At 35.0% G+C, this 11,678-nt stretch carries 13 protein-coding genes and 2 pseudogenes; 9 read left to right on the top strand and 6 right to left on the bottom strand.

Going from position 1 to position 11,678, the window contains the following annotated elements:
• A pseudogene (locus ACFIMG_RS00130) lies at positions 1–243 on the top strand (P-type DNA transfer ATPase VirB11); the annotation flags it as partial.
• A 54-nt stretch (positions 244–297) separates the two neighbouring features.
• Here the strand turns inward: ACFIMG_RS00130 and ACFIMG_RS00125 are convergent.
• Complete coding sequence (locus tag ACFIMG_RS00125; protein ID WP_375640345.1) at positions 298–516, bottom strand: type II toxin-antitoxin system RelB/DinJ family antitoxin; 219 nt, start codon at positions 514–516, stop codon at positions 298–300.
• A 78-nt stretch (positions 517–594) separates the two neighbouring features.
• Positions 595–4,308: a Ti-type conjugative transfer relaxase TraA gene (traA, locus tag ACFIMG_RS00120; protein WP_375679295.1), complete on the bottom strand. Its 3,714-nt coding sequence runs from the start codon at positions 4,306–4,308 to the stop codon at positions 595–597.
• 208 nt (positions 4,309–4,516) lie between these two features.
• Between traA and ACFIMG_RS00115 the strand changes: the two genes are divergently transcribed.
• The 6 genes from ACFIMG_RS00115 to ACFIMG_RS00090 all read left to right on the top strand — a co-directional run bounded on the left by ACFIMG_RS00115 (position 4,517) and on the right by ACFIMG_RS00090 (position 8,547).
• Positions 4,517–4,747 carry a TraC family protein gene (locus ACFIMG_RS00115; protein ID WP_375679294.1) on the top strand — a complete coding sequence of 77 codons (231 nt, stop codon included), beginning with the start codon at positions 4,517–4,519 and terminating at the stop codon, positions 4,745–4,747.
• A 52-nt stretch (positions 4,748–4,799) separates the two neighbouring features.
• A complete protein-coding gene (locus ACFIMG_RS00110) occupies positions 4,800–5,024 on the top strand; it encodes a conjugal transfer protein TraD (protein ID WP_012755123.1) in 225 nt (74 codons plus the stop codon).
• Positions 5,002–6,915: a Ti-type conjugative transfer system protein TraG gene (traG, locus tag ACFIMG_RS00105; protein WP_375679293.1), complete on the top strand. Its 1,914-nt coding sequence runs from the start codon at positions 5,002–5,004 to the stop codon at positions 6,913–6,915. The genes ACFIMG_RS00110 and traG overlap by 23 nt, the downstream gene beginning before the upstream one ends.
• Positions 6,916–7,330: 415 nt before the next feature.
• Positions 7,331–7,738, top strand: a complete 408-nt coding sequence (locus ACFIMG_RS00100; RefSeq protein ID WP_375679292.1) for a replication protein RepA — start codon at positions 7,331–7,333, stop codon at positions 7,736–7,738.
• A 225-nt stretch (positions 7,739–7,963) separates the two neighbouring features.
• Complete coding sequence (locus ACFIMG_RS00095; RefSeq protein ID WP_375630386.1) at positions 7,964–8,242, top strand: type II toxin-antitoxin system RelE/ParE family toxin; 279 nt, start codon at positions 7,964–7,966, stop codon at positions 8,240–8,242.
• A gap of 17 nt (positions 8,243–8,259) precedes the next feature.
• Entirely contained in the window at positions 8,260–8,547 is a 288-nt protein-coding gene (locus ACFIMG_RS00090) for a HigA family addiction module antitoxin (protein WP_375612417.1), read from the top strand.
• 49 nt (positions 8,548–8,596) lie between these two features.
• Here ACFIMG_RS00090 and ACFIMG_RS00085 read toward each other — a convergent pair whose 3' ends face one another.
• A complete protein-coding gene (locus ACFIMG_RS00085; protein WP_375612418.1) occupies positions 8,597–8,773 on the bottom strand; it encodes a hypothetical protein in 177 nt (58 codons plus the stop codon).
• A gap of 1,069 nt (positions 8,774–9,842) precedes the next feature.
• Here ACFIMG_RS00085 and ACFIMG_RS00080 point away from each other — a divergent pair.
• A complete protein-coding gene (locus ACFIMG_RS00080; protein ID WP_375679291.1) occupies positions 9,843–10,199 on the top strand; it encodes a helix-turn-helix domain-containing protein in 357 nt (118 codons plus the stop codon).
• Positions 10,200–10,230: 31 nt separating this feature from the next.
• Here ACFIMG_RS00080 and ACFIMG_RS00075 read toward each other — a convergent pair whose 3' ends face one another.
• Both ACFIMG_RS00075 and ACFIMG_RS00070 read right to left on the bottom strand, forming a co-directional pair.
• Positions 10,231–10,497 (bottom strand): hypothetical protein, encoded by a 267-nt coding sequence (locus ACFIMG_RS00075; RefSeq protein WP_273783773.1) that lies wholly within the window; start codon positions 10,495–10,497, stop codon positions 10,231–10,233.
• Between the two features lie 3 nt (positions 10,498–10,500).
• The gene (locus ACFIMG_RS00070) at positions 10,501–11,181 is read right to left on the bottom strand and encodes a ParA family protein (protein WP_375612422.1); all 681 of its coding nucleotides are present in this window, start codon (positions 11,179–11,181) and stop codon (positions 10,501–10,503) included.
• A gap of 92 nt (positions 11,182–11,273) precedes the next feature.
• Between ACFIMG_RS00070 and ACFIMG_RS00065 the strand changes: the two genes are divergently transcribed.
• Positions 11,274–11,450 (top strand): hypothetical protein, encoded by a 177-nt coding sequence (locus ACFIMG_RS00065; protein ID WP_375679290.1) that lies wholly within the window; start codon positions 11,274–11,276, stop codon positions 11,448–11,450.
• A gap of 74 nt (positions 11,451–11,524) precedes the next feature.
• On the opposite strand, the pseudogene ACFIMG_RS00060 reads toward ACFIMG_RS00065, so the two are convergent.
• Positions 11,525–11,678, bottom strand: a pseudogene (locus tag ACFIMG_RS00060) (resolvase); the annotation flags it as partial.

The following is an 11,678-nucleotide window of genomic DNA, read 5'->3' as shown; positions in this document are numbered from 1 at the left end:
AATGTCAACTCTGGTCACCCCGGCTCCATTACCACCGTCCACGCCTCAACAGCACTTGCAGCCTTCGAACAAATGACCCTTCTTGTCAAAGAAAGTGACGGTGGTGGTAATTTAGCACGCGATGATATCCGCGGCTTATTAATCTCGATGATAGATGTCATCATCCAATGCAAACGCCTCGAAGGAAAATTTCGTGTAACAGAAATCTATTACGATCCTTTCAAACGCCGTGATACTTTTTAAAAAGCGTCGAAAGGATTTAAATAACTCATTCATATCTTTCGCAAAGTATACATCTTATCCATTTGCATTCTTTTCAAAAGTTTTAAGCGTTTTCGCATTAGAAATAGACATATCAAACGGCAATCCTCTTTCATCAACAACTTTAGCTAAGGAAATTCGTATGAAATCAGACACCGTAAGTCCTAAACTTGCTAATATTTCACCGGCTTCTTTTTTCAACTTCTTATCTATATTTGCTCGAACAACATCTTTTGAATCTACGGCTACGCTCATAGTAAACCTCCTTTAGTTACCTTCTTATGTGTGGATTGAATTAGTTATAATAACAAGTTTCTAATGTTCTAAATTTCTTTATCGCGTAACATCTTTTGACTTTGTTTGCGCTATCACATTTTTTAGCTCTTGTGTATGTCTCTGTTGCAAAAATTTAACTGCTGTTTGAAGCTCATTCACAAGCTTTTTATCTTGAAGCTGATTTTTGGATATTGCTTTTGACAAGTCAAAGTCTTGTTTATGAATGGCATCCTGTCCAAAACGTTTATCTAAAGCACTTTGTAGCTTTAAAAACTCTTGATTGATCTGCTCTGGTATCTTTGAATAACTATCACGACCAGCTTCAACATTTTTCATAAAAGTCACTGCTTCTTGTGAAAGTGATGGAACCTCTACTTTTAACTGTTCACGCTCCCGTGTAACCATATCCATATGTGTCTCATAAGAATTCTTATAAAAGGATTGAAGCTCTCTCATAATAGAAACAGAAATAGGAACATTGTAAAGCGCTTCTTTTCGTTCTTTTCCTGTAGATTTGAGTTTATCGATTAAACGATCTGATCCACGCAGCTCACCAGCTCTCTCTGGAGACTTAGCTAGAATATCAGGAAGTTTATCGCCTTTACCCGCTAAAATTGTTTGCTCAATCCTAAGCGCAGCCTCTTGCGGATCTTTATAAATAGATGCTAAACGACTGTTTAATCTTTTAAACATATCAACGTAAGATTTTTTATTTCTAAGAGCGCTTAGCACCTTCTGTTCTAGATTAGAGTTATCCGTATAAGCAGCAAGGTATGGCTCTCGTTCTGTTGCTTTTGATGCAACATTCAACTCTTTTTGTGATTGTTCAACCTTGAGATCTTCTTTTTGAAGTTTTGAAAAACTTGTCTTTGCTCTATCCCAAAGGGATTCAATCTTCTCTTTTTGTTTTTGCAACCATTCTTTATTAAAATCAACGTAAGAGGCTATTTTTTCCCCTAAACCTTGAGAAACATCAATCCCTCTATTCTTTGTAAATTTGGCTATATAATCTCTATAATCAGGAGATTCAGAAAAATCGAGAGTTGTTGTTTTAACACCAGACCTAGAAAGAGCTGCTACCAATTTTTCATAGGTATTAGCATGATCAGACCGCTTGATAGCATCAACAAAAGAAGGATCACCGCGTTCTATTAAATCAACATTAAAAACATTTCTTTTAATTTCTTTATTATTAACAACAATAGTTTCTTTATCTTGACGAAGTGATATCTTGTCGCCAAGCTCAATACGAGCCCCATCTATCGCAGAGGGAAGATTTACACCATAAACACGTTCAATTCCACGGAAAGTTGCTATATCCGCATAAGGTGTTTCGGTTTTGGCAGTTTCACTAAAAGAAGCATACCCAGCTTCTACAAGTTCACCAGTGATTGTACCTTTAACCTGTTTGTGTTCGTGTAATCGAACGTTTTTAAAATCCTCTTCGGCTACATAAAGATGTGACTGATGCCTATGTCGAGACATTGCAACATAGGAGAGATGTTGATCCATAGATGAGGAGGCTAAAACAAAGACATTATCAACGGTAACTCCTTGACTCTTATGAACCGTAGCCGCATATCCATGATCAACGTTTTGATAAGTCTGATTGGAGAAAACAACCTCCTTACCAGAGTCAAGACGCACTTTTAAGAGCGGTTTTCCTCTTTCATTTTGTGTAGACAAAACAGTTCCCAACATACCATTTTTAACTTTTTGCTTTCCTAATTCTGGGGCATATCTTTCTTCAAATTGAGCATTTTCAAGAAAGATAATTCTGTCACCAACAACAAATTCCCTACGCCCCTTAAGAGTATCAAAATTTGTGACGCTTGCACTATCTTCAAATTTAAGTAAACTAGCATCTTTAAGAGCGGTTCTAATTTCTTCATTTAATTTTTTTACAGACGCATTTGTATGAGCAAGAACAAGTAATTCGTCACCCCGTAAAGTTTTGCCTTCTTCCTCACATTTTTGTTCTACTTTCCTTCGTGTATCCATCCAATCTTTAACAAGAGTATTTATGGCTTGGTCACGCGTTTTAGTCTCATGAATGAATCCTCTATTTTTATAATGATCTAAAGCTTCCTTTACTTGTCCACGTGCAAACTGTCGTGATGCATCTTGCCCCCATTCTTCTTTTTGTCTTCTGATACCCGATAATTCTACATAACCAATATTATCAACTACAGCGCGAAATGCCGCTCCAGCCTCAATGGGTTGCAACTGCATATTATCACCAACAAGAACAATTTTTGCGCCTGCTTTTTCAACTTTTTGGACAAAATGCGAAAGTTGTTTTGAAGAAACCATTCCAGCTTCATCAATGACAAAAACATCACCAACCCGTAATTCATCTTTTTTATTTTTCCACGCTAATTCCCACGCAGCAAGAGTTTTACTTTTTATCTTTGAAGATTCTTCAAGACCTTCCGCAGCCTTCCCCGCAAGCGCTGCTCCAAATACACGCTTCCCACTATTAACCCACGCAATATTTGCGGCTTCCAATAGAGTGGATTTTCCAGCACCAGCATAACCAACAACCGCCGCAATACCTTTATCATCTGTAATATGTTGAACGGCTAATTTTTGTTCTTCTGAAAATTTAAATCTATTACTTTTATCTTTATTCTCAACAGACTTTATTGCCTCTAAAACCTGTTTATCTTTTACACCGTATCCTGTCGTTTGAGACAACGAAACAACACACCGCTCCATATCATATTCGTTTTTTAATATTTCTTTTGTTGAATAAATGATCTTATGAGGATTGGAATGATCTTTAATTTTAATCAGGTTATTGCTTTGTTCTAAACGCACCATAATATCATTAAAGTCATTTGAATTATCAACATATCTATTAATGATCTTAGCAAGATCACCACGATTAAATGTCGACTTCTCAAATGAAATCAACTTCAATACTTCATTAGGGTTTTCTTTAATTTTCTCTACAGATCTCTGTTTTATTTTTTCATTGGCTTGTACCGCATTGCTAGCAAGTCCTTTTTTACCCATTGCATAAGCAGATTGCCCCAAATGAATGGTCGGTTCTATGGATAAACCACGCTCTTTGTAAGAACGCATATCTACTTTTATATCATGACCCGCAAGTGCAAGATGCCTCGTTGCAATCTCACCCCATGAGTTGCGTAAATTCTTCAATGCATCTTTATGACCTATGACGGTTTCATAAACTATACGCTCTTCTTTTCTTATAGCATTCCCTTGTCTATCACGAATAGTAACAAGAGATTTTTTTACTGTTCCATCTTCATTTAAGACAGCTATTTTTTTGGGACCAAAACCATTTTCTAAAACTGGACGTAAAGTATGCATAATATGCACATGTGGATTTCCTTCCTTGTCATGAAAAACCCAATCAGAAACAAGACCACGTGATGAAAAGTTTTCTTTTACAAAGTCTCGTACAAGAGAAATATTTTGATCTCGTGATAACTCTAATGGCAACGCTATAACTATTTCTCTTGCCAACTGTCCATTCACGCGCTCACTATTTTGCACAGTGTTCCACAGCCATTCACTTTTTTTATCATTTGTATCAAAATAACTGAGTTGTTGTGTAATCCATTTTGGAGAACCTTCTGGAATATTCATTTCTGAATGTACAAGGTCTCTATCTTTATCATATCTATGCGTATGAGATCCTTCTAACTCATCAAACATCCTTGTCCTATGGCGATAGGCAGCCGCCGAAATTGCTGATTTTCCAGCACCAATAATTTTAGCTTGTAAATGTGTACTTGCCATAAGATATAATTACAAAAAATTGTGTTTATTTCACAGAAATAATCTATAGCATAAAACGTTTTACTTTAAAACGTATAATTGCGCCTTCAAAAATCTTTTGAAAAAAGACATTTTTCAGGAGCGCATAAATGCGCACTATTAAGTATTGTTATTGGAGATTTGTTCTGTTAAGTAAAAATAAAGATTAAAAAATAAAAGAGAGTTTGAAATGTCACGTAAATCTTTAGAAAAACTTATGGAAGAAAAAAAAGCTCTGGAAGAAAAAAGTAAAAAACTTCTTGAAAGAATTAAAGCTGCTAAAAAACAAGAAGGGGAAAAAATTGCACTATTAGCAGCTGAAGCGGGTTTAACAGAATTAAATATAACAAACGATCAATGGAAAAATATTTTCGAGGAGATTAAAGCCCGATTTCAAAAAGAACAGCAAAAAACTGAATAATCTTGGTAACTCTATAAAATCACTAAGACGCATTGAAAAAAGGAGGAGATTTTTGAGTGATGAAATAAGACGTAAAGATGCACGTGAAAAAATTATTCTAGGCGGTCTTGTCGTAAAGGCTGGTCTTAAAAATGCTGATAAGTCTTTTATTTTAGGATGTTTAATTCATGCTGCAAAACTTGATATAAATTCAAATGAATATAAAAATTTACAAAAAATAGGACAACATTCTTTTACCGATACGCGGGGTCAAAATGATAAACAATCTAGATCGTAAACAAATCATATTTTTAATATGTCCTTTCCTCTTTTCAATCATAATTCTTTTTCTTGTAAACATAACAATAAATAACATTACAGAAAATGGTACTACCCAAGATGCTTATTGGTTTGTTCGTTCAAAACCTCTCGATATTCTCGTCCTTATTGCACTTTCATGTTCTTCATTTATTCTATTACAAAAAAGACATATAAGAAAAAATATCACCATAGCATCATTAATCTCCTTTTGTCTTTTTGCTGCCTACTACAGTATAAATGAATATATAAGACTAAGTCCTTATGTAGGACAAAATAACATGACATGGGCTGATGTTTTTCCTTTCTTTGATAGGATGGTTTTGAGCGGTTCAATCATTGGTATTATTATCCTTGGTTTCACGATGAATCTATCGTTGCCAAAAAAATCGCCTTTGAAAAAATCAAAAAATACGATCTTCGGCGACTCTCAATGGATGAATATAAAACAACTTGAAATGATCTTTCCAAGTGATGGTGAAGTAGTTATAGGAGAGCGCTATAGAGTCGACGAAGATGTTGTTAAAGATGTCCAATTTAATCCCAAAGACAAAACAACATGGGGGAAAGGTGGTAGCCAGCCATTGTTAACATACAAACTTGATTTTGATTCAACTCATATGTTATTTTTTGCTGGTTCTGGTGGTTATAAAACAACCAGCAATGTTATTCCAACTTGTCTCAAATATTCCGGTCCACTGATCGTTTTTGATCCTTCAACTGAAATCGCTCCAATCGTTGGAGAAGCACGACATAAATTAAACGAAAATACCGTACATGTTCTTGCTCCTCATGGAACTTCAACAAAAACTTTTAATCCTTTAGATTGGTTATTAGATGAAAGCATTCCAGCCTATGAAAGGGAAGCGGGTTTAGTTGAGATTGCTAGACTCCTTCTTTCCGAAAACCATAAATCAACTTCAACCGATCAATTCTTTGTATCACACGCACATAATTTATTAACAGGACTACTTGCACATATCGTCTTTTCTGATGAGTACAAGTCAGAGGCAAAAAACTTAAAAACACTTCGTATGATTGTATCGGAACCAGAACCATCGGTTATTGGAAAATTGCAATCAATACAATCAAGTTCTTCATCGCAATTCATTCGTGAAACTCTTGGGGTCTTTACCAATATGGCACCGCAAACTTTCTCTGGTGTTTATGCTACTGCTTCTAAGGATACCCAATGGCTTTCCCTTGATAATTATGCCGACCTTATAAGTGGTAACGACTTTAAAACAACTGATGTCGCAAAAGGAAATATCGATATCTTTTTGAATATTCCGTCCAAAATTCTAAAATCTTACCCTGGTGTGGGACGCATTCTTGTCGGTTCTCTTCTCAAAGCTATGGAAGCCGCAAATGGAAACTATGAAAAAAGAGTCCTCTTTGTTTTAGATGAGATTGATCTGTTAGGATATATGAACATCTTAGAAGAAGCTCGTGACCGTGGGCGTAAGTATGGAATATCTCTCATGCTCTTTTACCAATCTGTAGGACAAATTGAACGTCACTTTGGTTCATCAGGTGCTATGGCATGGTTTGAAAGTTGTGCTTTTGTAAGTTATGCCGCTATTAAAGATATTAAAACAGCTGAAAATATATCAAAGGCATGTGGTAAAATGACTGTTGAAGTTCATGGCAAAAGCAAAACCCTAGGGACATCAGGAGCAAAAGGAACTGAAAGTCTAAATGTCCAGCAGAGACCTTTAATTTATCCTCATGAAATCACCCAAGAAATGCGAAAAGACGAACAGATCATTCTCATGCAAGGGCAGCCCCCTATTCGTTGCGGACGTGCCATATATTTCAGAAGAAAGGATTTAAGGGCTCTTGCTAACAAAAATAGATTTGCCCCTAAATAATAATATCTCCTAAATAGAACTCACTTCGTTCGTCCATAATCAATAAAATGAGAGGCTATCCGCCTCTCAAACTCTCTGGAACGCTCACCAAAATCATGAGATCAGACCCGCGTTCAATGAGAGGACTAACAATCCTTGGTTCTTAGTGTCAAGGAAACCATTACATGGCGCCTAAAGGCGTCCTTGACAAAGAACCTAACGTCTTGTTTCGTCCATCTCACGCGGCTCCGAAATCATGATTAGAAGGGGAACTTTTATGGGTGCCTAAACAGCACCTTATAGTATGAAAAAAACATTTGATTTCTTAACTACGTGGATAAAAAAATTATTTGTAAAATAGTGGAGGTTATGGACGGCTTTGTTGTTTTTGTCATACCTAAAAGGCAAAAATAGATTTGAAAAGGAATGGATTACAATGCCTCAACATCCTATGGCTATAATAGCGAAAAGTAATTTAAACGGATCTGATCTCAAGGTGTTTTTCATTCTGGCTTCTCGTCTTGATTTCGAAAATCTATTAGTCGTCAATCAAACGGAATTGGCTAAAAAAGTTGGTATTACCAGACATCACTTTAATCGAAGCGTAAAAAGACTAATAGCTATGGATATTCTTTTGGAAGGTCCTCGTATTGGTATTAATAGATCCTACCGTCTCAACCCAAACCTTGGTTGGAAAGGTAGTGCTAAAATCCACAAAATAGCTCTTAGAAAGAACTTAAAAAATCGCATGAAAGCAGCCGGTATTCAAGGTGTATATGAGAATAGAAAACCTTTAGAAATGGACATTAGTAATCAAATAGATCTTGAAGATTATCTTAGATAAAAAAATAATTAGCTCCATTTATCTATAAAATAAGAGGCTGCCCCCTCCTCAATTCAAAAAATCTGCTTTAGCAGGCATTTTTGATGCTTAAAATATACAGATACAGAAGAGAAAAATAATAAAAGCATAGTAGTTACGCTTCACAATGTTACCAATAATGGTAACATTGTAGCTTAATGAACAACTTCTTCTTGTATTTTATAACGATACACATTACAGTGAATCATGATTTTGGGATTTAAACATAAAGGGCTTGAAGCCTTCTACACTACTGGTACTACAAAAGGAATTCAGTCTGCTCATACTCAAAAGTTAAGGCGTATTCTAGGTGCTCTTGACGTAGCTATATCACCAAATGATTTGAATTATCCGTCCTTTCGATTACATCCTTTAAAAGGTGATCTTAAGGGCTTTTGGTCAATTACAGTAAATGGAAATTGGCGTGTAATATTCCGTTTTGTTGGTATAGATGTCGAATTAGTTGATTATCTAGATTATCATTGAATAAGGAGAGATAAAAAATGATGAAAAACCCTCCACATCCTGGAGAACTCTTGCGTGAAGATGTAATCGTAGAGCTTGGTTTATCTGTTACCGAAACAGCTGAACGGCTTGGTATGTCTCGTGTAGCTTTTTCTAGGGTTTTAAATGGAAAAGCTGCTGTTAGTCCCAATCTCGCTATTAGACTTGAAATGGCTGGTGTGAGTACTGCACGTGCTTGGCTAGCTATGCAAACAAATTATGATTTAGCGCAAGCTTTAAAACAGAAACAGCCTAAAATACATCCTCTTTGTACTAGCTCTTGTTAGTACCATTCTATCGTATTGGAGAGCTTGACGAACATTCTCTAATAAGCTTTTACTTGAAAAGCATAAGATCAGAACCAGGAGGAGCTAGCCGTAATAGCAGCGTATCGTACCCCCAATTGACAGCTAAACTTAGAAATATCAAGACAATATAACCAATGACCATTGCTGTTTGGTGTTCAAAAGGTGCAGAGCCCGCTACATATCCAGTAAAAAAAATAAATAACACCAGCAAACTCCCCCCTGCTATAAACTCTGTTAAAATAATAACCGGTTTACGAATAAGCAAAAGAAAAAGGAAAAGGAAAAAAAGGCAAATTTTCAATATCTTATGTAATATTTTATAAACGATAGAAAACACTCTACGCATTATAGTTATTAAAATTAATTGTTTGGAATTTGGATTTTTCTCTTTTTTATTTAATTTATTAGTAGATAGAGTGTCCATTACCCCCTCCAATATTTTTATCTATAAAACGCTTTATGGCTATATGATACGTTTTATTTTATTCACGATTATTTATATACCTATATAGATAATTATTTCAATTTTATGATTTTTTAGTGCTTAATGAACTTCTTTAGGTTAATAATGTTTTGAATTGACACCTATAAAGGCGTCGGGCGCTCAAAACACAGCCTAAAGTCTGTTGTTATGCTTTCCCCGTAAAGGTATTATATGACATAACCACACCCGACAAAATCATTATACGTTTTTNTTTTTTATAATATTTTCAAATATTTATCTCATAAAATAGCTTATAATTTTTATCTCTTTCTTTTGTAGTATTTGCCCCTAAAAGCTCTCCCTTCTAATTATGATTTCGGAGCCGCGTGAGAGGGACGAAACAAGCCGTTAGGTTCTTTGTCAAGGACGCCGTTAGGCGCCATGTAATGGTCTCCTTGACACTAAGAACCAAGACTTGTTAGTCCTCTCATTAAAAGCGGATCTGATGTCATGATTTTGGTGAGCGTTCTAGAGAGTTTGAGAGGCAGATAGCCTCTCATTAAAAAATAAAGTTTGTAAATAAAAACTATTTTTATTGTCAATCTTCTGAAATTCTTCTATGAATTAATCAATGTGTTGATTGCATACGCAACAATCAACAAGGGATTAAAAGCCTTAAATTATAGCGTTAGAATTAGCTCACTATGTTGGGCTTCCCGGAGTTCCGGGAGTTTTTGTTATGTCCAGGTGCTTTTCAGCACTAAAAGCAAAAAGCTGACTATAATTCAGTACTTTTAACTCCCGGAATACCAATGCGAGGGCGCTCGCACCCGGTAGGGGGGAATTTAAAGTGCAAAACAAAACTCCACATTTTAATGACATTTCTGTAGGCAAAAGAATTCGTCATAAACGCATTTCAATGGGAATTTCTCAGACCGAATTAGGAAACAAATTAGGAGTAAGCTTCCAACAAATCCAAAAATATGAAAAAGGCTCAAATCGTGTAGGAGCTGGACGCTTGCAGGAAATCGCTAACATACTAGATGTTCATATCTCCTTTTTTTATACCGATATTTCACAAAAAAGAAATATTCCGTACCCTTATGATGAAGAAATTTCCAGTAAAGAAGAATATTTCCTTTTAAAAGGTTTTAGAAAACTTAATCCTAAAAAACAGAAAGCAGTTTTGTGTTTGTTTTCTGAATAAAATGAAAACTTTTAAAATTATAGCGTACAAACTAATCGCTCTGTTTATAAGCATTCATTAATATTTCTAGAAAATCACCATGGCGATATCGCTCTTGTTTAGCCATCAATTTAAAACGATTAATGATATTTACGCTAGCTTTGATATTTAATTGTATCTCAACTGACTGTTCACGACTTGGGAAAGTTGCTGCCTTATCTATCTCTTTGCGTTGTACAATGTTTAAAGAAGATTGAGTTTGTCGTGGTTTAAAATCATCAAGTTCTGAAAAATTTAATGGTTTTCTTTCTGTACTCATTCTTTAATTTCCTTTCTCTTGAACTTTTTTTAGCTTTGTAATGACTTCAGCAACAAATGCTTCAACATTGCCAATCGCAGTTTCTAAATTATTAACTTCCTTTGGATTGAGATTACGATGTGAACCTCCAGTTGCAAAGATTGCGGAAAAAGCATCACGTTCATTGATTTCTGTTTCAAAAACATCAAGTTCTGGGTTTTTTCTAAATTGAGATGATACAAAACGAGCAGTTCTGGATTTTGCAACAACTTTAGATTGCGTAAACAAAACAGAATAAGCGATAAGACGCCGGACAGCTTTCATATCTCTGTGAATTTCTTTTATAATTTCGATAGCTGCTATAGCATCTTGCTGTTGTTCCTTCATAGGAACAATTACAAAATCAGATTGACTAATTGCATAACTAGTTAAGCGTGATGCTGTACCTTCTAGATCAACAATTACGAATGGATCTCTAGTAGATGCAATTTCTATTTCATCTAAAATAGTTTTTTCGGATTCATTAGTAACGACAGTAAGATTATCTGGTTTACCCGGCAATTCAGACCAAGTGGTAATAGGATGTCGAGGATCAGCATCTATAATTGTAACAGGTTTAGCATGTGCAAGTTCACAAGCAAGGAGCAAAGCAGATGTTGTTTTTCCACTCCCCCCCTTGGAATTAGCAAAGGATATGACAGGCATTTAGTTACTTTCTAAATAGAATATAGTATTATATAGTATTATACCATAAGGTATAATAAAGTATTAAAATATACCCTTTATAAGGAAAAAAAATGACCAATAAACCCTTTCAAAATCATAACGATAAAGTTTTTAAAAACGTTAGCAAATTTTTTGAAACTTTTAATCAAAAAATAGATTGTTTTAACAAACCCGATACAATACAGCGTGATGGATTTACAGAAGTTAAAACAAAAAGAGGAGATAGGAAAAAAATAATTTTTCTATGAGAAGTTCGTCAGTTAAGTTTACTATACCTTATGGTATTATATAGTATGGTATAGTACTATACTAAAAGATACCTTTATGTTCTTGGCATGGTAATGATAGGCTTTATTTTTGTAAGCTTGATGTTTTTACGTTCAATAAATAAACGTAAGGTGTTCACACTAACTCCTAATGTCTTAGCAATACGGCTCTGTGATAAACCAACATTTATAAATGCTTGAATTTCATCA

It is taken from the genome of Bartonella sp. AP11XZML, assembly GCF_042196445.1.
Classification (GTDB): Bacteria; Pseudomonadota; Alphaproteobacteria; order Rhizobiales; family Rhizobiaceae; genus Bartonella.
The sequence above is the reverse complement of the archived record's forward strand: the minus strand, read 5'-3'. Positions and strand labels throughout refer to the sequence as shown.